Here is a 20,655-nt window from a genome sequence, read left to right as displayed (position 1 = left end):
TCGTACCTGAAAAAGGACGGACACACCCACGATGGCGAACTACACCGCCGCAGACGTGAAGCGTCTCCGCGAGCTGACCGGCTCCGGCATGATGAACTGCAAGAAGGCGCTGGAAGAGAACGACGGCGACTTCGACAAGGCCGTCGAGTTCCTGCGCATCAAGGGCGCGAAGGACGTCGGCAAGCGCGCCGAGCGCGCCACCGCCGAGGGCCTCGTCGCCGGTGAAGGCGGCGTGCTGATCGAGCTCGACTCCGAGACCGACTTCGTCGCGAAGAACGAGGACTTCCAGGCCCTCGCCGCGAAGATCGTCGAGGTCGCGAAGGCCGAGAAGACCAGCGACGTCGAGAAGCTGAAGGCCGCCACGCTCGACGGCAAGACCGTCGACGAGCAGGTCCAGGAGCTGGCCGCCCGCATCGGTGAGAAGCTCGAGCTGCGCCGTGTCGCCGCTTACGAGGGCACCACCACCACGTACCTGCACCGTCGCGGTGCGGACCTCCCGCCCGCCGTCGGCGTGCTCATCGAGTACACCGGTGAGGGCGAGGCCGCCGCGGAGGCCGCTCGTGGCGCCGCCATGCAGGTCGCCGCGCTCAAGGCCAAGTACCTCACGCGCGAAGAGGTCCCGGCCGAGATCGTCGAGAACGAGCGCCGCGTCGCCGAGGCGACCGCCCGCGAAGAGGGCAAGCCGGAGCAGGCCATGCCCAAGATCATCGAGGGCAAGGTCAACGCGTACTACAAGGACAACGTCCTGCTCGAGCAGCCGTCGGTCAAGGACAACAAGAAGACCGTCAAGGCCCTGCTCGACGAGGCCGGCGTGTCCGTGAGCCGGTTCGCCCGGTTCGAGGTCGGCCAGGCCTGATCCAGGCGCGGAACACAAGAATCACCACTGTGCCCCGTCTCCGTCCATCGGGGACGGGGCACAGTCGGGTTCGGAGCATTAGGGAGGGCGACATGGGTGTCCGGGTCGAAGGCGGATACCGGCGGGTGCTGCTGAAGCTGGGCGGCGAGATGTTCGGCGGCGGTTCCATCGGGGTTGATCCGGATGTGGTGCACTCGGTCGCTCAGCAGATCGCCGACGTCGCGCGGACGGGCGTGCAGATCGCCGTCGTGATCGGCGGTGGCAACTACTTCCGCGGAGCGGAGCTGTCGCAGCGCGGCATGGACCGCGACCGCGCGGACTACATGGCGATGCTCGGCACCGTCATGAACTGCCTGGCGTTGCAGGACTTCCTGGAGAAGGAGGGCCTGCCGACCCGCGTGCAGACCGCCATCACCATGGGGCAGGTCGCCGAGCCGTACATCCCGCGCCGCGCCGAGCGTCACCTGGAGAAGGGGCGCGTCGTCATCTTCGGCGCCGGGGTCGGCATGCCGTACTTCTCGACCGACACCGCCGCCGCGCAGCGCGCGCTCGAGCTCGGCTGCGAGGCCGTCTTGATGGCGAAGGCCGTCGACGGCGTCTACACCGCGGACCCGAAGAGCGACCCGACCGCCGAGATGTTCCACGAGATCAGTCACCGCGAGGTGCTGGAACGGGATCTCAAGGTCGCCGACGCCACCGCGTTCAGCCTGTGCATGGACAACAACATGCCGATCATCGTGTTCAATCTGCTCACCGAGGGGAACATCGCCCGCGCGGTCAGTGGTGAGAGGATCGGCACCCTGGTCGACACCCCCGCCGACGGGGTGCCCGCGTAGGCCTGCTCTGATCTTCGCAATCGGTACGCATACACAACTACGGGAGTTGCCGTGATCGACGAGACCCTCCTCGACGCCGAGGAGAAGATGGAAAAAGCGGTGTCCGTCGCCAAGGAGGACCTGTCGTCGGTTCGCACCGGCCGGGCCCACCCCGGGATGTTCTCGCGCATTGTCGTCGAGTACTACGGCGCGCCGACCCCGCTGAACCAGATGGCGAGCGTCAACATCCCCGAAGCCCGGATGGCGCTGATCAAGCCTTACGACCAGACCTCGCTCAACGCCATCGAGAAGGCGATCCGCGAGTCGGACCTCGGGGTCAACCCGAGCAACGACGGCAACGTGATCCGCATCGTCATCCCGCAGCTCACCGAAGAGCGCCGCAAGGAGATGGTGAAGGTCGCCAAGGCCAAGGGTGAGGACGCCCGCGTCTCGATCCGCAGCGTCCGCCGCAAGGCCAAGGAAGAGCTCGACCGGATCAAGAAGGACGGCGAGGCGGGCGAGGACGAGGTCGTCCACGCCGAGAAGGAACTCCAGAACCTCACCGACACCTACAGCCACAAGGTCGACGAGCTGGTGAAACACAAGGAAGCCGAGCTACTCGAGGTCTGATGAGCCAGGTGAGCGAGGAACGCGAGGACCGGGTGGAGAACCCGGAACCGGTTCCGGCCGAGAAGCCGGAACCGGCGAAGAAGGTTTCCCGCGCCGGCCGCAACCTGCCCGCCGCGATCGGGGTCGGGCTGCTGCTGGGGGCGGCGATCGTCACGTCCCTGCTCACCGTGCGCTATCTGTTCATCGGCATCATCGCGATCGCCATCGCGGTCGGCACGATCGAGCTGGCCGGGGCGCTGAAACGCGCGGCGGGCATCCGGATCGCGCTGGTCCCGGTGCTCGTCGGCGGTCAGGCGATGATCTGGCTGGCGTGGCCGTACGGCCGTGAAGGCGCGCTGACGGCGTTCGTGCTGACGGTGCTCGTCTGCCTGCTGTGGCGGTTGCCCGGCGGCGCGGACGGCTACCTGCGCGACATCAGCGCGTCGGTCTTCGCCGCCGCGTACATCCCGCTTTTCGGCGCCTTCGCCGCCATGCTCGTCCCGCCGGCGGACGGCGTCGGCCGGGTGCTGGCCTTCATGATCGGTGTGGTCGCTTCGGACACCGGCGGCTACATCGCCGGTGTACTGGGCGGCAAGCATCCGATGGCGCCCAGCATCAGCCCGAAGAAGACCTGGGAAGGGTTCGCCGGTTCGCTCGTGGCCGGTGTGGTCGCCGGCGCGCTGACCCTGAGCCTTCTCCTCGATGGTCACGCCTGGCAGGGCGTGCTGTTCGGCGCGGCGATCGTCTGCACGGCGACGCTGGGCGATCTCGTCGAGTCGCTGATCAAGCGTGACCTCGGCGTCAAGGACATGGGGAACATGCTGCCGGGGCACGGCGGGCTGATGGACCGGCTCGACTCGTTGCTCCCTTCGGCCGTCGTCTCCTGGCTGCTGCTCTCCGCATTCGTGCCTCTTTAGGCCAAGTCCCTGTGACGGGCCCGGCGCTCTGTCATGGTCGGGGTCATGCGCACTCAACGGCTGAGTAAGCGGCTTCTGTCCATGGCACTGAGCGTGGTGACGCTCGGCGCCCTGACGACGACCGTGGCGGAAGCGGGGGAAAGCCCGGTCGTCCGCACGGATTCCGGTGCTGTCCGAGGCGTGAGCACGGGCGAATACCGGAGTTTCCAAGGTATTCCGTTCGCGGCGCCACCTGTCGGCGACCTGCGCTGGGCGCCACCCCGAAGTCCCCGACCGTGGGCCGGCGTGCGGGACGCGACCGAACCGGGACCTCGATGCGCGCAGGAGGCCGGACTCGGTCCGGCGCCGAGCGACGACGAGGATTGCCTGTATCTCAACGTGATCAGCCCGGCCAAGCCGGCGCCGAAGCCGCGTCCGGTGATGGTCTGGGTCCATGGTGGCAGCTTCATGTACGGGGCGGGGAGCGACTACGACTTCAAGCGCATGGCGCTGGGCGGGGACGTCGTCGTGGTGACCGTGAATTATCGGCTGGGGGTGTTCGGCTTCTTCGGGCATCCGGAACTCGGCCGCGACTCCGGCGTTTTCGGCCTTCAAGACCAGCAGGCCGCGCTTCGCTGGGTGCAGCGCAACGCGCGCGCCTTCGGGGGAGATCCAGGGAATGTCACGCTCTTCGGCGAATCGGCCGGCTCGATGAGTGCCTGCGCCCAGCTGGCCTCCCCGTCGGCGGCGGGGTTGTTCCATCGCGTGATCATCCAGAGCAGTCCGTGCACCTTGAACTGGCCGGACGGCGGATTCGTCCCTGGTCTGCCCGCGGGAACGCCGTACCTGCCCCGAGCGGACGTCGAGGCGATGGGAGCCGACGCGGCCGGGAAACTCGGGTGCGCCGACGTCGCCTGTCTCCGGCGGCTGCCGGTCAAGGCCTTGGTGAACCAGCCGTTCGCGCCACCCGCGTTCGGCACCGGCCTGCTCCCCGAGCATCCGGCCGAGGCGCTGAAGGCGGGTCGCTTCGCCCGCGTGCCGGTGCTGACGGGGATCACGAGGGACGAGGCGAGGATGTTCGTCGCCATGTACCCCGGGCATCCGTTCACCGAGGAGCAGTATCAGAGACTGCTGAAGACCGCTTTCAGGGAGAAGGCACCGTTGGTCGCCGCCCGGTACCCGTCGGCGAAGCACGGTGGACCGTCGATGGCGTTCGCGGACGCGATGACCGACCGGATCTGGGGTTGCCCGCAGGTGGAGACCGAGCGATTGCTGCGCGAGCGCACCCGGACTTTCGGCTACGAGTTCGCGGATCGGGACGGACCGTCGCTTCTCCCGGCCCCGCCCGGAATGCGCATGGGCGCCTCTCACGGAGCCGAATTGGCCTATTTGTCCGATGTGGTCGCGCTTCCGGCGAATTTGACGCCCGCGCAGCAGGAACTGGGAGCGCGAATGATTCGCTACTGGACGGCGTTCGCGCGCTCCGGTGATCCGGACGGCGAAGGACTGCCGAAATGGCGTCCTTCACCGCGGACGCAGTCGCTGGCGCCGGGCGCGATCGGCCCGGTCGACCTCGCGGCGGTCCACGATTGCCGATTCTGGGCGGGTATCTGACGCTCAGTCGTCGTAGGGATCGTCGACTTCGGCGGTGCCCCAGCCCTCGACGGCGCGGGAGTGGTCGATCACGGCGAACACCGAACCGTCCGGGTCGGCGAGGATCGCCATCCGGCCGTACGGGGTGTCGTAGGGCTGGACCACGACGGCGCCGCCGAGCATCAGGGCCTGACCCGCCGCGGCGTCCGCGCCGCGGGCCGGATCGAGTTCGATGTAGACCATCCAGTGCGGGGGAGTGTCCGGCCGGTACTCCGAACCCATCACATACCGGTACAGCACGGGTTCGTGCTCGATGAGCCATTCGGCGTAGTCGAGCGTGGCTCCGTCGCCGATCTGGTGGCTGGTGTAGTTGAAAAGGCGGCAGTAGAAGTGATCCGCCGCCGCTCCGTCGTGGGTGTTGAGATCCGCGCCGCTGAAGGTGTTCGGCACCCCTGTCGCGAACTCCCAGGTGGCGGGCGGCTCCCAGAAGACGACGTGCGCGCCGCACGCGTCGACGGCGTGGAGGATGTTGCCACGATGGGGGATCGCCACCGGTCCGAGCGTGACCCGGCCACCGAGACTGTCCACCCATTCGGCGGCGGCGGCCGCCTGGGGAACCGAGATGTGGACGCTCCAGCCGGACGGCCCGCCCGTGCCCGCGCGGTACAGACCACCGGCCGGGACGCCGTTCAACGTCGCGATCGAGTAGCGGCCGGTCGGCGTCGCCGGATCACGCTGGACGACGTACTCCCAGTCGAAAAGCCCGCTGTAGAAGGTTTGCGCGGCCGTTTCGTCTCTGCACGCGAGCTCGATCCAGCACGGGATTCCCGAAGGTATGACGGAAGTGTGGGCGGCCGAGCCGAGCGACATGCGGTTCTCCCTTACCGGTGGGAGTAAAGTCTAGTCGCTGACCGCATTGTTTCCGTTAAAGATTTCGCCCCGGACTACCCGGAACCCGGCCCGGTGTCCCTTCGTTGGAGCTTCCGTGCGCTGGTTTCCCCGAGCCGTCTCCTCCTTCCGCCGCGGCGGTGAGGAGGTGTTGCCGAGCCCGAACATCTGGTACTACCAAAAGGCCTACGAGGTCGAGAACCGGGCGCAGGACGTCGACGACGAGATCTGGCGCGTGCTCGCCGGATATCGCGATTGGTCCGGCGCGGACGTACTCGACATCGGCTGTGGCGACGGTTTCCACCTGCCGCGGTTCGCCGCGACGGCGCGATCGGTGGTCGGGATCGAACCCCATGAGCCGCTCGTCCGTGACGCGCGGAAAAGGGTGGGGCGGCTGGAGAACGTCGAGGTGCGGCAAGGACGTGCGCAGCGGCTTCCCTTGCCGGACGCGGCTTTCGACGTCGTCCACGCGCGCACCGCGTACTTCTTCGGCCCCGGTTGTGAACCCGGCCTTCGTGAAGCGGAGCGGGTGCTGCGTCCGGGCGGGCTGATGATGATCGTGGATCTCGATGTGACGAGTGAACCGTACGGACGCTGGATGCGGCTGGATCTGCCGCACTACGACCCGCCCGCGGTGGAGAAGTTCTTCGCCCGTCAGGGATTCGACTGCCGCAAGGTGATGACGCGGTGGCTGTTCGAGGACGCCGCCGCGATGGAAGATGTGCTGAAGATCGAGTTCAGCGCCCCGGTCGCGGCGAAGGCGATCGCGGAGGTCCGGCGCCTGAACGAGGTTTCGTCAGGTGCCGGGGAGAAGCGGCTGACGCTGCCGGTGGGCTATCGCGTGCATACGCGCGCCAAGCCCACCGGCCTCGTCGTGCCAGGTCACTCCGCGTCCTCTTCCGGAGTGGCGTCTTCTGCCTCGCCGAGGATGCCGTAGATCGTCCGGCGTGCCTCGTTGAGCACGTCGACGGTGCGGGCCTGCTGGCTTTCGGTGCCGGCGTGCATCACCTGCGCGACCGCCGCGGCCAGGGTCGCGCCCGCCTTGCGCAGGTTGACCTCGGCCGGGTCGACGTCGTGGGCGATCTGCTCCCACGGCGGGACGGCGTCCTGCTGTTCGGCCGCGGCGCGGCCGGACTCGGTGAGCTCGAACAGCTTCTTGCCGTTCTCGTCCTTGCTGATCACCAGGCCTTCGTCGGCCAGTAGCTGCAGGGTCGGGTAGACCGAGCCGGGGCTCGGCTTCCAGAAGCCGCCGCTGCGTTCGCCGATCTCGCGGATGATCTCGTAGCCGTGCCTCGGCTGCTCGGAAAGCAGCGCCAGGATCGCGGCCCGGACGTCACCACGTTTGCCGCGCCGTCCGGGGCCGCCGCGGCGGCCGTGCCGGTGCCGGTGGCCCGGTCCGCCCGGACCCGGCGGGAAGTCGCCGAAGCCGCCGCGGGCCCAAGGGCCGAAGGCCGGGCGGCCGTGTTCTGGAGGGAAAGGTCGTCGTCGCATGATGTGGATCCTCTCTACGTACTGTTCCGACATGTTCACGATATATCGGAAACAGTCGTACGACAACCCGTTTTCGGTGATCTGGGTCTCAGGAGATGGCCATCACGCGTGAGGGAGCGGGAAGACGTTGAGTTCGTGCTCGGCGAGTGGTTCGTCCCGCCAGCCGAGTGCCACCGCCGCGTCAGCGATCCTTCCGTTGCCCCACAACGGCGATCCGGCGGGGAAATTCGAGACGAGCCCCGGGATCAGCGTATGCGCGGCGTGGAATCCGGCGGCCGCGACGTCGCAGGTCGTCAGGTCGACGCTGATCACCTCGAACCCCCGCGCTTCGACGCGGGCCTGGTAGGCCTTGAGCCGCCGTTCCCCTAGTGCGGGAAGGTCGTCCCAGCCGCGTTTCGGCAGGTCCATGATCCAGGGCGCGCGGTGCGGTTTGAGGTCGCCCAGATGTGGCAGGTCCCGGCGCATGCCGGACAGCTCGCGTTCGTCGTCGAGTGCGCGGTAGGTGTGCTGAAGCATGAAGCCTTCGGCGAGCGCCTTCTTCGCGGCCTCCAACGCGTCCGGCCGGGTCGCGAAGCCGATCGACAGCCGGCGTTTCACGCGGTCGAGGACCACCGCGGCGATCACCGGGACGTCGAACTCGTTGTCCAAAGGGATGAGCGTGACGTCGTAGTCGTCGGTGGCGTCGGCGATGAGCGACCGGATCTCGTCCGGGATCGTGAGCCTGCCGAGGCGTGGCGTGTTCGCCCACCAGAGCATGGTCGTGTCGCGCTCGAGGACCTGTTCGAGGCCGGAGGTGAGGGCGTGCTCTTCGGTGATCCCGCTCGAGAGGCCGGCGATCAGCGGATCGGCGAACCGCGCTTCCCCCGGCCGGCGTTCGTTCGAGAACAGGAAAGCCGGAACCCACACGGGTTCGTCCGTGGTGTGGGAGAAGCCTTCCACCCACGAGCATTCCGTTTCCCGGGTCAGCGGCGCGAACGGGAAACCCGGGGACCGGTACTGCGTGGCCGAGTAGAGGTTCAACCGCCGAGGGTCGAGCGCAGGGAGCCCGTAGCGGGCGAATTGCTTGTAGCTGCCGAAGCACACTTCGCGTTCCGGAGCGAGCCAGCTCCCGCAGTAGCGCTCCACCGCTTCGCCGATGGCCGACTGACGCGCGAGGTCGAAGTCGTGCCACGACGTGCCGAAGGCCCGCCGGTCGTTGGGCCAGTTCGTCACGCGGCGCATGTCCGCGACCTCGACCGCGCAGACCCGCAGCCGGGCGGGCATACCTGGTGCGGGCGGGATTTCGCCGACGCCGGTCACGATCCCGGTCTGGTCGTCCACCAGCAGCTCGGGGTCGGTCGCGGCGGGAACGGGCCGGGCCCGGTCGGGTACGGGAAGGATCGGGCGGCGGATCTCGGTGAGGTCCGCCGGGTTCAGTTCGATCTCGCCGGTGGTCATGCCGGATCGTCCGCCGGAGAGCCAGCGTTCGAGATGGACGGCGAGAGTCGTCAGCGCCCAGCGGGCGACGCCCGGCCGAAGCGGGGTGGAGCCCGAGGGAGCCGAAAGGAACGCCTCGACGACACGCGGGTCCTGCGCGGCGGAGCGGCGCCGCGCGACGACGTCGGCGAAATCGATGCCGCCGGGGGTGATCGCGGGTCCGGCGATCACCCGGCCGCGTTCCCGGCGCAGCGGCAGCCAGCGCACCCCGCTTCCGGCGCACAAGGCGTCCAGCGCGATCAATTCGGTGTAGGCGGGGTGATCGAAGGCCGCGACCACGACCGTGTTCTCGATGTCCCTTTCGGACAGATCATGGAAGTAGGGGATCGTCTCGACGCTCGCGTACCCGCTGCCGGCGAGGATTTCGGCCAAGGGCTCGATGAGCGACGGCGAGCCGGTGAGAAGGATCGAGGTGGCGGCGACGTCGTCCGTCCCGGTGTCCGGGCCGGGGCGGAGGCAGCCGTCCGCTTCGAGGATCTCCAGCATTTCCTCGTAGTCCGGAGCCATGCCGGCCAGCAGCTCGGCGCGGGTCCGGGTGCCGTCGCAGCGGCTCGCCCACGCGCGGAACTCCCGGGCGGGCACGGCGAGGTGGAACTGTCCCCCGTTGGGCGTGACGAGAAAGCAGAGCTCCGGTTCGAGATCGGTGATCTCGATTCCGTCGAGCCGCGGTCTGACCTCTTCGGACCCCATGGCAACCCCATCGTTACTCGGCGCGCGACCTGACCGAGTCTCGGACCGGGCGTGACCTCCCGACGTCTCCTGATATGCGATCCGCACGGCCGGCCCCGGCGCCGTTCACGTGACCTGGGAAACAGCGATCCGGGGCGGCCCGGGCGCGTCAAAGGTGGACATGGGAGACTGAGTGAGCTATGACTGCCCTCCCTCTCGTCTTCGACGCGCCCAAGCGCGGCCTGCCGCCGCGCCACCTCGCCGACCTTTCCGCCGCCGAGCGGGCCGCTGCCGTCGCCGAGCTGGGGGAGAAGCCGTTCCGCGCGAAGCAGCTTTCGAACCATTACTTCTCGCGGCTCACGGTGAACCCGGAGGAGATGACCGACATCCCGGCGGCGTCGCGGGAGAAGCTCGTCGGTGATCTGATGCCGACGCTGCTCACCGAGATCAAGGCGCTCGCGTGCGACGACGGCACCACGCGCAAGACGCTGTGGCGCGCGCACGACGGGACGCTGCTGGAGAGCGTGCTGATGCGCTACCCGGACCGGGCGACGCTGTGCATCTCGAGCCAGGCAGGCTGCGGCATGGCGTGCCCGTTCTGCGCGACCGGTCAGGGCGGTCTCGACCGGAACCTGTCGACCGCGGAGATCGTCGACCAGGTCCGCGCCGCCGCCGCGGTGATGCGCGACGGATCGATGCCCGGCGGCCCCGGCCGTCTGTCGAACATCGTCTTCATGGGCATGGGCGAGCCGCTGGCGAACTACAAGCGGGTGGTGGCGGCGGTCCGGCGGATCACGGACCCCTCGCCGGACGGGCTCGGCATCGGCCAGCGTTCGGTGACGGTGTCGACGGTGGGTCTCGCGCCGGCGATCCGCAAGCTGGCGGACGAGAAGATGCAGGTGCGGCTTGCGGTTTCGCTGCACACGCCGGACGACGAGCTGCGGGACACGCTGGTGCCGGTGAACGAGCGCTGGTCGGTGGACGAGGTCCTGTCCGCGGCCCGGTACTACGCGGACACCTCCGGCCGCCGGGTGTCGATCGAGTACGCGCTGATCCGGGACGTCAACGATCAGCCTTGGCGTGCCGAGCTGCTGGCGAAGCGGCTTCGGCAGCACCTCGGCCAGCTGGTGCACGTGAACGTGATCCCGCTGAACCCGACGCCGGGCAGCAAGTGGGACGCCTCGCCGAAGCCGGTGGAGCGGGAGTTCGTCCGGCTGGTGAACGCGGGCGGAGTGGCGTGCACGGTGCGTGACACGCGTGGTCAGGAGATCGCGGCGGCGTGCGGTCAGCTCGCCGCCGAGAACTGAGTCCTTCCTTTCAGTGATGGAGATTTTGTCGTGATGTATGCCCCCAGCCTGCTGGACCCGGCTGCGGAGGAGCTGAAGCTCGCGGACGTGATCGGCCACGGCGCGACCGGTGTCGCGCGCGAGGCCAGGACGTTGCTCGGCGACCGGTTCAGCTCGGTGACCTTCACGTACGTCCTGATGCGGGCGTTCGAGGTGGAGTACATGGCGGCGCGGGACGCTTCGCGGTGGCACGAGTTCCACGGCGGGCCGTACGCGTTGTCGGACGCCGACCTGGAGAAGCTGCTCGCTCCCTGGCTCGGTTCCCACCGCCGTCCGGCGGTCGCGCCGAGCACCGTCTAGCCGGGTCGACGCGACCGTCCTTTGTGGATGGTCAGCTCGATTCGTGCCGGGTGGGCCGGTAGACGAGCTCCTGGATCCGCCCGTCGAAGGTGCGGCTCTCGAGTAGTTCGAGGTCGAAGTCGGCCGCGCCCCGGAAGATCGAGTCTGCTCCGGTTTTCCCGGTGATCACAGGGAAAACCGTCACCTGGACGCGATCGACGAGGCCGGCTGCCAGCAGCGCCCGGTTCATCGCGAGGCTCCCGTGCGAGCGCAGCGGCACGTCGGACTCCGCCTTGAGCCGGGCGACGACGTCGACCGCGTCCCCGCTCACGACGGTCGCGTCCGGCCAGTCGAGTGGCTCCCGCAGCGTGGTCGACACCACCGTCGCCGGCAGGTGCTTCAGCCGGGAGACCCACGGGTCCAGAGCCTCGCGCTCCACGATCTCCGCGTTCAGCATCTCCATGTTCGCGCGGAACGTCGTGGCGCCGAAGACCATCCGCTGCTCCTCCGAGTAGAGGGCGAGCCGGTGCCGGAGGAGTTCGGGGCCCTGCTTGCCCCAGTAGCCGCCCCAATCGCCGGTGTGGGAGCCGTAGCCGTCGAGGCTGGAAAAGACGTCGAAGGTGTAGGTCGCGGTCATGATGCTCCTTCGGTGAGTTCCGCACGGAGGGCGCTTCTCGTCCCTCACCCTGGCTACGAAAGGACCCGGCGCCGATCGACATCGGCCGGAAAAAGATCCTGCGGCGGGCACCGAGATGACAGGATGCGGTCGTGTACTGCCTGCAAGCCGTCCTCGTCACCGAGTCCGCGCGTGGTGAATTGCTCGATGCGATCGGGGGCGCGCGGCTCGTCTCGCTCGACCGCAGCCTGTCCCTGATGCCGTTGCCCGAGGCACTGCTCGACGATGGGGAACTCCGGACAGTGCTCGCCGAGTGCTCCGAGCACGGCGCCGTGGCGTACGTCGAGGCCGAGTACTTTGGCGGTGTCGGAACGCAATCCGCGCAGGTATGGGACGGCGGCGAGACGGTCCTCGGCCCGCTGCACCTGGCCGAGGGCGAGCCCGCTCCGGCCGGCGGCAGTCCGATTTCCCAGGCGCTTCGGCGGCTCGGTGTGGTCAAGGGCGACCACTTCGACGAGTTCGACGCCGTCGGGCTCGGCAGGCACCGCGACACGCGCGACTGGCTCCTCGCTTAGGCGCCACACCACCTCCTCTCCACTGGGCCGGACGGACCAGTCGCGCGGCGGTCATGGCCGTCGGCCGTGACACTCGATGGAGACTCAGGAGGAGGTGGACCGGATGTCCGCGACCAAGGCGAGACAGGTGCGGCACAACAAGGCCGTCCAAGTGCTCGGACGGATCGGGATGGGGTGCTACGGCCTGGTGTATCTGCTCATCGGGTACCTGGCGGTGCGCGTCGCCGTCGGCGGTGGCGGCCAGGAGGCCGACGGTCGTGGCGCGATCGCGGAGGTCGGCTCGACCGCGATGGGCGGTGTGCTGCTGTGGGTGCTGGCGGCGGGACTGGTGGCCTACGGCCTGTGGCAGGCGTTGCTGGCCGCGGTCGGCTACACCTGGATCGACAAACGCAGGACCCGGACCGTCAAGCGGGTGACGTCCGGAGTGCGCTGCGTGGTGGGCGTTTCCCTGGGCGTCTACGCGGCCAGGGTCGCCGCGGGCGCGGGACAGCAGGGCAGCGGCGACCAGAAACAGCAGGAGTTCACCGCGCGCCTGCTCGGCCTGCCCGCCGGGCCGTTCCTGGTGACCGTGGTGGCCGTCATCGTGTTCGGCGTCGCGGTGGGTTCGGTGGTGAAGGGCGTTCGCCGGACCTTCGAGCAGGATCTCGACCTCTCACGGCTCCCGTCGGGTACCCGGCGGTGGGTGGAGCGGCTCGGCAGGATTGGTTACGTGGCAAGGGGTGTCGTGTTCGGGGTGGTCGCGGTACTCATCGGCTTCGCGGCGTTGACGCATGACGCGGCCCGCTCCGGCGGGCTCGACGCCGCCCTGCGGACCTTGGCCGCTCAGCCGTTCGGGACCGTGCTGCTCCTCGTGGTGGCCGCCGGCGTCGCGGCCTTCGGCGTCTACTGCGTCGGGGCGGCACGGGCTCAGCGGGGCTGAGCCCGTGCGGACGATCAGGAGAACTGGATCCCGCCGTCGATCATCACCGATTGGCCGGTCATGTAATCGGAATCCGGGGAGGCGAGATACGACACGTACGCCGCCACGTCCTCGGGAACGGAGACCCGCCCGAGATGGATCAGGTTCGAGTACTTCTCGATCGCCTGTCCCTTCCGGATTCCCTCCGATTCCGCCAGTTTCTCGTCGATGAGGTCCCACATGGCCGTCCCGACGATGCCGGGACAGTACGCGTTGACGGTGATGCCGTGGCGGGCCCATTCCATCGCGGCGGCCTGGGTCAGCCCGCGCACCGCCCATTTGGACGCGGAATAGTGGCCGAGCAAAGCGAACGGGCGATGGGCGACGATGGACGCCGCGCCGATGATCTTGCCGCCGTTCCCCTGCTGGATCATCTGCTTGGCCGCGGCCTGATAGCAGAGGAAGATGCCGCGCGCGTTGACGGCCATCATCCGGTCCCAGTCCTCCGGGGTCACTTCGAGCAGCGGCAGGACCTGGGCGATCCCCGCGTTCGCGACCATGACGTCCAGGGAACCCAGCGCGGCGGCGGTTTCGGCGACCATGGCGGTGACCGACTCCGGGTCCGAAACGTCCGCCGTGAGCGTCGCGGAGCGCCGTCCCGTTGCGCGGATCTCCTTGGCGACCGCCTCGAGTTCCGCTTCGTTGGCGGCGATGTCGTTGACCGCGACGTCGTGCCCGTCGGCGGCGAGCCGGAGCGCGATCCCCTTTCCGATTCCTCGTGCGGCACCGGTGACGAGTACGTTCTTGCTCATGCGCTGAACTCCCTTGTTCGCCTGGGTTTGAACGGAAGGTAGGGGCGCGGGCGGAACCGTGGGAGGGGTGTCGTGTCTCACTTTGAGACAGCGGCGCGGTAGTCCTTCGGCGAGGTGCCGAGAAGCCGCGTGAACATCGTGGAGAACGCGGCGGGGCTCTCGTAGCCGAGCGAGGCGGCGATCCCGGCGATGGGAAGACCGTCCGACAGCAGTGACAGGGAATGCAGGACGCAGGCCCGCTGCCGCCAGCGGGCGAAACTCAATCCGGTTTCGGCGGTGAAGAGCCGGTTCAGCGTCCGCTCGCTCACGTGCAGCCGGGACGCCCAGGCGCCCACCGGTTCGTGGATGTCCGGGTCGTCCAAAAAGGACTCGCACAACGCGCGGAGCCGTTCGTGCGACGGCAGGGGGAGATCGAGCCGGACCGGGGCGGAGCGGCGGATTTCGTGCAGGGTCAGGCCGATGACCGCGGCGTCCCGCCCGCGCGGGGTGTACAGCTCCGGCACGCCGACGGCCTCGTTCAGGAGTTCCCGGAGCAGCGCGGAGACTTCGACGACCTGGCAGCGGCGCGGGAACCACGGCACCGCCTTCGGCTCGATGTACAGGCTCCGGGTGCTCACGGTCGTGGTGAAGACCTGATGGACCGTCTCCGGCGGCACGAGCACGGCCCGCCGCGTCGGGATGGTCCACGTGCCGTCGGCCGTTTCGACCCGCATCGATCCCGTCGCGCTGTAGAGGAACTGCGCCCGTCGGTGCCGATGCGGGAGGATCCGGTGCCCCGGCGGGTAATCGGTGCGGATCGCCACCACCGCGCGGTCGAGGTGGTCGACCTCGTCGATGGGGATGTCACGCACGTCATCGAGGCTACGCCTGCTGTCCGATCAGCGAAAGAAACTGGCGTTCTTTCGAATGCCCGCCGCCCTGTGGGCACCTACCGTCGAAGGAGTGCTGATCGAGATCTCGGTGCTCCTCGGGTTCGGCTGCCTGAGCGGGGTCACCACCGTCCTTTTCGGATTCGGCGGCGGATTCATCACCGTCCCCGTCGTTTACGCCTTCGCGCTCGCGCAGCCCGAACACGCGCTGGGCGCGATGCACGTGGCGGTGGCCACGTCGACCGCGGTGATGGTGGTCAACGCCGGGAGCGCGACCGTGGCACAACTGCGGACGGGACGGCTTCGCCGCGACTACCTGTGGCCGCTCATCGCGTTCATCGGCCTGGGTGCCGCGCTCGGGTCCTTCGGGGCCACCGTGGCCGACGAGGGTGTCCTGCGGTGGCTCTTCGTCGCCTACCTCGCGCTGACGATCGCCGACAGCATGCTCCGGAAGGGGTTCGTGAGCAGGCGGGACGACAGCCTGCCGCGTGCGCTCGGCGGGATCACCACCACCGCGGGCGGGACCGGGATCGGTGCCGTGGCGAGCTTCCTCGGGGTCGGGGGCAGTGTCCTCACCGTCCCGCTCATGCGGCGCAAGGGTCTGCCGATGGCCGACGCGGCCGCGCTGGCGAACCCGCTGAGCCTGCCGGTGGCGGTGATCGGCACGGCGGTCTACGCCTTCGCGGCGACGGGCACGGCTCCGGGCTCCGCCCACCTCGGCTACATCGATCTGGTGGCCGCGGGCGCGCTGCTGTGCGGATCGCTGCCCACCATCGCCGTGACGCGCCGGGTGGTCGGCCGGATCCCGGATCGCGCGCACGCCATCGCGTACCTCGCCCTGCTCGTCGCCGCGCTGATCGCGATCGTCGTCCGCTAGTGATCGGATGAGTTCTGCTGTTGTCAAGCCTTGACAAGGGTTCGGCGAGGTGGCAAGGGGTTATCGCCAGGCAAAGATCCGACGAATCCTCTATCTCTTTTCGGGAAGTTGCGCCAAGATCTCCCGCATGAAACTGAGATCGATCACCAAACGCATGTTCGTTCTCGGGCTGCTGACGGTTCTCGGGACCACCGGGGCGACGTCGGTGGCCACCGCCGAACCCCAGCTGCCGCCCGCCCAGGTCAACGCCACCGGGCTGCCGCACGGTGGCTGGGATCCGGTCGGCCCGAACAGCGTCGGCGGGCTGCTGGCGGTTTCACCCGCCGGGCTCGCGATGATGGTGCCCGGCCCGCCCGCCCTGTGGCTCTCCGGCGACCGCGGCGCCTCGTGGACCGTGCGCAGGGGGCTGCCGGCGGACACCTCCATCCAGGGATTCTTCGCCGATCCGGTGAACCCGGACCGGATGCTCGCGGTGGGCAACTCGCCCGGCGGGATGCCCGGCGAGTGGCACGGGATGCTGCTGCGGACCACCGACCGTGGCCAGACCTGGGAGACCCTGCGCGAGTGGTACCCCGACGGCGCGTTCGGGATGGCCACGGACCCGGCAGGCCGGGTCGTCGTGGTGCAGAACCTCGACTCGCTGAGCGTCAGCATCGACGGCGGCGAGCACTGGAACGACGTGCCGAGGACCTGGCCGCGCGAGGGGGTCGCCTCACCGGTCGGCGCGCTCAAGCTCACGATGGTCGGCGACGACGCCTACTTCACGACGGTCTACCCCGAATACGCGCTCTGGGCGGTCCGCGGGGTCAGCGGCAAGGAGCCGCAGGCCGAACTCGTCTACCGGACCAACGGCGAGATCAACCAGGTCGCCGCGGACGGCGAGCGGTTGGTGGTCACGGTCGGCTCCGAACTGCACGGCTCCACCGATCGTGGCAAGACCTGGACCGTGCTGCGGCGCGATCCCGGCGAGCAGTCCCTGCGCGAACCGCGTTTCGTCGGCGGGCGCCTGTACGTCTCGACGTATAACGACATAGACGTCAGCTCGGACTTCGGCCGCACCTGGACCCGCAAACCGGTGCCCGCCCCTGGCGAGGGCGTCAGCGACATGATCGAGCTTCCCGCCGTGCCGGGCAAACCCGCCACCACGCTCATCTCCTCGCTCTACCGTGGCGTGTACGCGGACGGCGGCAAGAGCGGGTATCAGCAGATCGGCGTGCCGGCCGAATCCATTCGCGACCTCGTGACCACCGGGAACCTCCTGCGCGAGAGTGTCGTCGCGGCGGGTGTGCAGGAGATCTACAACACCCCGCTCCCGCGCGGCAAGGTCTCCGCGGCGGACCGGGTCTGGCAGTCGCATCCCACCGACCGGCTGCACGAGGACGCGCGCCTGTCCGTGTCGCCGGGACGGCCGGACGTCGTCTGGCAGGTGACCCGGAACGGGTTCTCGCTCGACGTGCTCCGCAGCGGTGACGGCGGGCGGACCTGGCAGTTCGCGGCGAAGGCGAAGGAAGGGCTCCCCAGGACGATCTTCGCTCACCCGGCCGATCCGAACCGGATCCTCGTGTCGGCCTTCGCGCCCAGTGGCTACGTGCTCCACCGCAGCGACGATGCCGGGAAGACCTGGGAAAAGCTCACGACCGACAACGGTTTCATCGCGTTCGCCGGTGATCCGTGGAACCCCGACCGGGTCTGGGGCGGGGACTCCGACGGCCTGTCCCGGTCGGACGACGGCGGCAAGACCTGGACCCACGTCACGAGCCAACCGGTCAGTTCGATCTCCGTCAGCCGGTGGGGTGGCGGCCGCGTGCTCATCGGCGGCGCGGGCATCCACCTGAGCGAGGACGGCGGCCGGACGTTCCGCCGCGTCCACGACGGCGAAGACCCGCGTGAGATCAGCCGGATCCTGCCGCATCCGTTCGACTTCCGGGTGTGGTTCGCGAGCAACACGACCGGGGGAGGCGTGCTGCGCAGCACGGACTTCGGCCGCACCTGGTCGCCCGTGCCCGGCACGCTGCCCGATCCCAGGGTGCTCTCCCTGGCGATCAGCGCGGACGGCCGGTATCTGTTCGCCGGCACCGCGCAGTCCGGCGCGTACCGGTTGAAGCTGTACTGAGTCCGAGCGCTTCGTGGCCGGAGAAAGTTCCGGCCACGAAGCGTTTACTCGGTCCCTCGTCGAATGTCAGAGTCGAGGACATGGCCATCGACGTCGCCGCCCTCCGGCTCCACTTCCCTTCCCTCGCCGACGGAACCGCCTTCTTCGACGGACCCGCGGGTACCCAGACACCCCGGCCCGTCGCCGACGCCATCGCCCGGACACTCACCGGGCCGCTGTCGAACCGGGGCAAGGTCAGTCCGTCCGAACTCAACGCGGAGAACGCCGTCGCCGCGTTCCGTGCCGCGTACGCCGACTTCCTCGGCGTACCCGCCGAAGGTGTCGTCCACGGCCGTAGCGCCACACAGCTGACGTACGACTTTTCCCGGCACCTGGCCAAAAGCTGGCGCGAGGGCGACGAGATCGTCGTCAGCCGTCTCGATCACGACGCCAACGTCCGGCCGTGGGTCCAGGCCGCGGAGCGAGCCGGGGTGACCGTCCGCCGGCTCGACATCGATCCTCGGACCACCGAACTCGACCTCGATTCCCTGGTCCTCACCGAAAGGACGAGGCTGGTCGCGGTCACGGCGGCGTCGAACGTCCTCGGCACGAAGCCGCCGATCCGCCGGATCGCCGATCTCGCCCACGACGCCGGGGCGCTGGTGTTCGTGGACGGAGTCCACTTCGCCGCCCACGGCCTGGTGGACGTTCCCGCGCTGGGAGCGGATTTCTTCGTCTGCTCGCCGTACAAGTTCCTCGGTCCGCACTGCGGAGTGCTCGGCGCGTCGCCCGCCCTGCTGGAAACCGTCGAGCCGGACAAGCTCGTGCCGTCGCCCGACACTGTGCCCGAACGGTTCGAATTCGGGACGTTGCCGTATGAAATGCTCGCGGGCGCGACGGCGGCCGTGGACTTCCTCGCCGCACTCGACCCGGGATCGGCCGGATCGCGGCGGGACCGGCTGGCGAACTCGATGATCTCGTTGCACGAGCACGAAAGCCTGCTGCTCGCCAGGCTGGAGAAGGGACTGGGCGACGCCGTCACCGTCCATGGCAAGGCCGACGACCGGACACCGACCGTCCTGATGAGCCTCGGCGGGCGCGAGCGCGAGGCGCAAAAGTATCTCGCCGAGAGGAAGGTCGTGGCACCGGCGGGTTCCTTCTACGCCTACGAAGTCTTCGCGGCCCTGAAGCTGGACGACCCGGCGCTCCGCGTCGGGATGGCACCGTACACCAGCACGGAGGACGTCGACAGGCTGCTGGACGGGCTTTCGACGTTCGGGTGAAGACCACAGTGGACAGTGCGGCGCGCTGGTCGGAGGTCGTGAAGGCCTCCTTCCCTACCCTCAGAGTAGGGAAGGAGGCCTTCACGGACGGTTCGCGGCCCCAGTTACCTCTGGCAGCTCATCGGCTGACCCGGTTTGGGGCCGATCACAAGACTCGTTCGCCTGATCTTGTGATCGGCCCCATGGACGTACGGTGACCGTGCCGACACGCTGGGAGGAGCGTCACGGGCAACGCGGCCCGGACGGAACGGGACGGTGGCCACGATGGGGAAACTTCGCGCACGGATACTGATCGCCGGGATGGTCGTGCTCACGACCGTGGGTGTCACGCCCGCCGCGACGGCCGAGGCCGGTATCGAGAGCCGGTGGAGTGAACCGGGGCCCTACGCGGTGACCGTCGAAGCCCTCGACAGCGCCCACACCGTGTATCGGCCTTCGCGGCTGGAGAAGCACCCGGTGATCCTGTGGGGCAACGGGACCGGCGCGAACCCGAAGATCTATGACGGCCTGTTGCGGCATCTGGCTTCCCACGGTTTCGTGGTCGCGGCGGCCGACACCCCGAACGCGGGGTCCGGTCAGGAGATGCTGGCCGGGGCCACGACCCTGATCGCCGAGAACTCCCGGCCCGGCAGTCCGTACCAAGGGAAGATCGACACGGCGCACATCGGCGCCACCGGCCACTCCCAGGGTGGCGGCGGGGCGATCGTCGCCGGCGCGGATTCCCGTGTCACCACGACGATCCCGATCGAGCCGGGACCGCAGGGCTCGGCCACGGCGCTGAAGGGACCTTCCTTCTTCCTGGGCGGGCAGTTCGACACCGTCGTCGTTCCCGGGCTGCTGGTCATCCCGCGTTACCGCCTCGCGGACCAGGTCCCCGCGATCTACGGCGAACTCGGCGGAGCGACCCATTTCACGCCGGTCGGCGACGGCGGCGGGTTCCGCGGCGCGATCACGGCGTGGTTCCGGTTCTGGCTTTCCGGTGACGAGCGGGCCCGTGCGGAATTCTTCGGCCCTTCCTGCGGATTGTGCGGCGACCGGGCGTGGTCCGGCGTCCGGCGCAACGCGAAGGCGCTGGCCGTTCCGGGAGCTTGATCGCCGGATTTTGTCGGTGGCCCGGGTTAAGGTCTGCCCCAGCAGCCTGACCTGGAGGGAACCCCGCAATGACCACACTCGCCAACCGGCCGAACACCGCGCTCCTCGTCGTCGACGTCCAGAACGGCGTCGTCGACGAGGCCCACGAGCGTGACTCCGTGGTCGCGAACATCGGCACTCTCGTCGGCAAGGCGCGGCGGGAAGGCGTGCCGGTCGTGTGGGTGCAGCATTCCGACGACGGACTCGTGCGAGGCAGCGAAGAGTGGCGCATCGTCGGCGAACTGGACCGCGAAGACTCCGAGCCACTCGTCGAAAAGTCCTACGGGGACTCGTTCGAGGACACGGATCTGGAGAAGGTGCTGGCCGAGCTCGGTGTCGGCAGGCTCGTGGTCGCCGGGGCGGAGACCGACGCCTGCATCCGTTCGACACTGCACGGCGCGATGGTCCGCGGGTACGACGCGACGCTGGTCGGCGACGCGCACACGACCTTCGACAAATCGGAGTGGGGTGCGCCCAAGCCGGAGCAGGTCATCGCGCACACGAATCTGTACTGGCGGAACCAGGTCGCGCCGGGCCGGAAGGGAGGGACGGTCAAGACCGAAGACGTCGATTTCCGCGGTTGA

General features: G+C 68.9%; 21 protein-coding genes. 15 read left to right on the top strand and 6 right to left on the bottom strand.

Annotated elements, in window-relative coordinates; translation table 11 throughout:
• The first annotated feature begins 31 nt into the window (after positions 1-31).
• From tsf to DMH01_RS00630, 5 genes are all read left to right on the top strand, one after another.
• On the top strand, positions 32-856 hold the full coding sequence (tsf, locus tag DMH01_RS00650; protein WP_125673182.1) for a translation elongation factor Ts: 825 nt from the start codon (positions 32-34) through the stop codon (positions 854-856).
• 92 nt (positions 857-948) lie between these two features.
• On the top strand, positions 949-1,692 hold the full coding sequence (gene pyrH, locus DMH01_RS00645; RefSeq protein WP_005154669.1) for a UMP kinase: 744 nt from the start codon (positions 949-951) through the stop codon (positions 1,690-1,692).
• A 51-nt stretch (positions 1,693-1,743) separates the two neighbouring features.
• The gene (gene frr / locus DMH01_RS00640) at positions 1,744-2,301 is read left to right on the top strand and encodes a ribosome recycling factor (RefSeq protein ID WP_034310934.1); all 558 of its coding nucleotides are present in this window, start codon (positions 1,744-1,746) and stop codon (positions 2,299-2,301) included.
• Complete coding sequence (locus DMH01_RS00635; protein ID WP_125673181.1) at positions 2,301-3,197, top strand: phosphatidate cytidylyltransferase; 897 nt, start codon at positions 2,301-2,303, stop codon at positions 3,195-3,197. The genes frr and DMH01_RS00635 overlap by 1 nt, the downstream gene beginning before the upstream one ends.
• Before the next feature lie 81 nt (positions 3,198-3,278).
• Positions 3,279-4,790 (top strand): carboxylesterase/lipase family protein, encoded by a 1,512-nt coding sequence (locus DMH01_RS00630; protein WP_125674266.1) that lies wholly within the window; start codon positions 3,279-3,281, stop codon positions 4,788-4,790.
• Positions 4,791-4,793: 3 nt separating this feature from the next.
• Here DMH01_RS00630 and DMH01_RS00625 read toward each other — a convergent pair whose 3' ends face one another.
• A complete protein-coding gene (locus DMH01_RS00625) occupies positions 4,794-5,639 on the bottom strand; it encodes a VOC family protein (protein ID WP_125673180.1) in 846 nt (281 codons plus the stop codon).
• A gap of 115 nt (positions 5,640-5,754) precedes the next feature.
• Between DMH01_RS00625 and DMH01_RS00620 the strand changes: the two genes are divergently transcribed.
• The gene (locus tag DMH01_RS00620) at positions 5,755-6,594 is read left to right on the top strand and encodes a class I SAM-dependent methyltransferase (protein ID WP_125673179.1); all 840 of its coding nucleotides are present in this window, start codon (positions 5,755-5,757) and stop codon (positions 6,592-6,594) included.
• Here the strand turns inward: DMH01_RS00620 and DMH01_RS00615 are convergent.
• Both DMH01_RS00615 and DMH01_RS00610 read right to left on the bottom strand, forming a co-directional pair.
• Complete coding sequence (locus DMH01_RS00615) at positions 6,540-7,148, bottom strand: PadR family transcriptional regulator (RefSeq protein ID WP_125673178.1); 609 nt, start codon at positions 7,146-7,148, stop codon at positions 6,540-6,542. The two genes, DMH01_RS00620 and DMH01_RS00615, sit on opposite strands and share 55 nt — an antisense overlap.
• Positions 7,149-7,250: 102 nt before the next feature.
• Entirely contained in the window at positions 7,251-9,314 is a 2,064-nt protein-coding gene (locus DMH01_RS00610; RefSeq protein WP_125673177.1) for a YcaO-like family protein, read from the bottom strand.
• A 179-nt stretch (positions 9,315-9,493) separates the two neighbouring features.
• On the opposite strand from DMH01_RS00610, the gene rlmN reads away from it, so the two are divergent.
• Both rlmN and DMH01_RS00600 read left to right on the top strand, forming a co-directional pair.
• On the top strand, positions 9,494-10,600 hold the full coding sequence (gene rlmN / locus DMH01_RS00605; RefSeq protein ID WP_125673176.1) for a 23S rRNA (adenine(2503)-C(2))-methyltransferase RlmN: 1,107 nt from the start codon (positions 9,494-9,496) through the stop codon (positions 10,598-10,600).
• 33 nt (positions 10,601-10,633) lie between these two features.
• A complete protein-coding gene (locus tag DMH01_RS00600) occupies positions 10,634-10,939 on the top strand; it encodes a hypothetical protein (RefSeq protein WP_125673175.1) in 306 nt (101 codons plus the stop codon).
• Between the two features lie 31 nt (positions 10,940-10,970).
• On the opposite strand, the gene DMH01_RS00595 is transcribed toward DMH01_RS00600, so the two are convergent.
• On the bottom strand, positions 10,971-11,555 hold the full coding sequence (locus DMH01_RS00595) for a dihydrofolate reductase family protein (RefSeq protein WP_125673174.1): 585 nt from the start codon (positions 11,553-11,555) through the stop codon (positions 10,971-10,973).
• A gap of 131 nt (positions 11,556-11,686) precedes the next feature.
• On the opposite strand from DMH01_RS00595, the gene DMH01_RS00590 reads away from it, so the two are divergent.
• On the top strand, positions 11,687-12,109 hold the full coding sequence (locus DMH01_RS00590) for a hypothetical protein (protein ID WP_125673173.1): 423 nt from the start codon (positions 11,687-11,689) through the stop codon (positions 12,107-12,109).
• Positions 12,110-12,212: 103 nt separating this feature from the next.
• Positions 12,213-13,028, top strand: coding sequence for a DUF1206 domain-containing protein (locus DMH01_RS00585; protein WP_125673172.1), 816 nt, complete (start codon positions 12,213-12,215; stop codon positions 13,026-13,028).
• 14 nt (positions 13,029-13,042) lie between these two features.
• Here DMH01_RS00585 and DMH01_RS00580 read toward each other — a convergent pair whose 3' ends face one another.
• Positions 13,043-13,819 carry an acetoin reductase gene (locus DMH01_RS00580; protein WP_125673171.1) on the bottom strand — a complete coding sequence of 259 codons (777 nt, stop codon included), beginning with the start codon at positions 13,817-13,819 and terminating at the stop codon, positions 13,043-13,045.
• Positions 13,820-13,896: 77 nt separating this feature from the next.
• Entirely contained in the window at positions 13,897-14,670 is a 774-nt protein-coding gene (locus DMH01_RS00575) for a helix-turn-helix domain-containing protein (RefSeq protein WP_125673170.1), read from the bottom strand.
• 91 nt (positions 14,671-14,761) lie between these two features.
• On the opposite strand from DMH01_RS00575, the gene DMH01_RS00570 reads away from it, so the two are divergent.
• The 5 genes from DMH01_RS00570 (at position 14,762) to DMH01_RS00550 (ending at position 20,655) form a co-directional block, all read left to right on the top strand.
• Positions 14,762-15,565: a sulfite exporter TauE/SafE family protein gene (locus DMH01_RS00570; RefSeq protein WP_125673169.1), complete on the top strand. Its 804-nt coding sequence runs from the start codon at positions 14,762-14,764 to the stop codon at positions 15,563-15,565.
• 127 nt (positions 15,566-15,692) lie between these two features.
• Positions 15,693-17,678 carry an exo-alpha-sialidase gene (locus DMH01_RS00565; protein WP_125673168.1) on the top strand — a complete coding sequence of 662 codons (1,986 nt, stop codon included), beginning with the start codon at positions 15,693-15,695 and terminating at the stop codon, positions 17,676-17,678.
• An 80-nt stretch (positions 17,679-17,758) separates the two neighbouring features.
• Positions 17,759-18,940: a cysteine desulfurase-like protein gene (locus DMH01_RS00560; RefSeq protein WP_125673167.1), complete on the top strand. Its 1,182-nt coding sequence runs from the start codon at positions 17,759-17,761 to the stop codon at positions 18,938-18,940.
• Positions 18,941-19,204: 264 nt separating this feature from the next.
• Complete coding sequence (locus DMH01_RS00555; RefSeq protein ID WP_233621365.1) at positions 19,205-20,032, top strand: acetylxylan esterase; 828 nt, start codon at positions 19,205-19,207, stop codon at positions 20,030-20,032.
• A gap of 68 nt (positions 20,033-20,100) precedes the next feature.
• Entirely contained in the window at positions 20,101-20,655 is a 555-nt protein-coding gene (locus DMH01_RS00550; RefSeq protein ID WP_125673165.1) for a cysteine hydrolase family protein, read from the top strand.

The sequence above is a fragment of the Amycolatopsis sp. WAC 04182 genome (assembly GCF_003947465.1).
Taxonomy (GTDB): Bacteria; Actinomycetota; Actinomycetes; order Mycobacteriales; family Pseudonocardiaceae; genus Amycolatopsis.
This window is presented reverse-complemented; position numbering and strand designations above follow the sequence as displayed.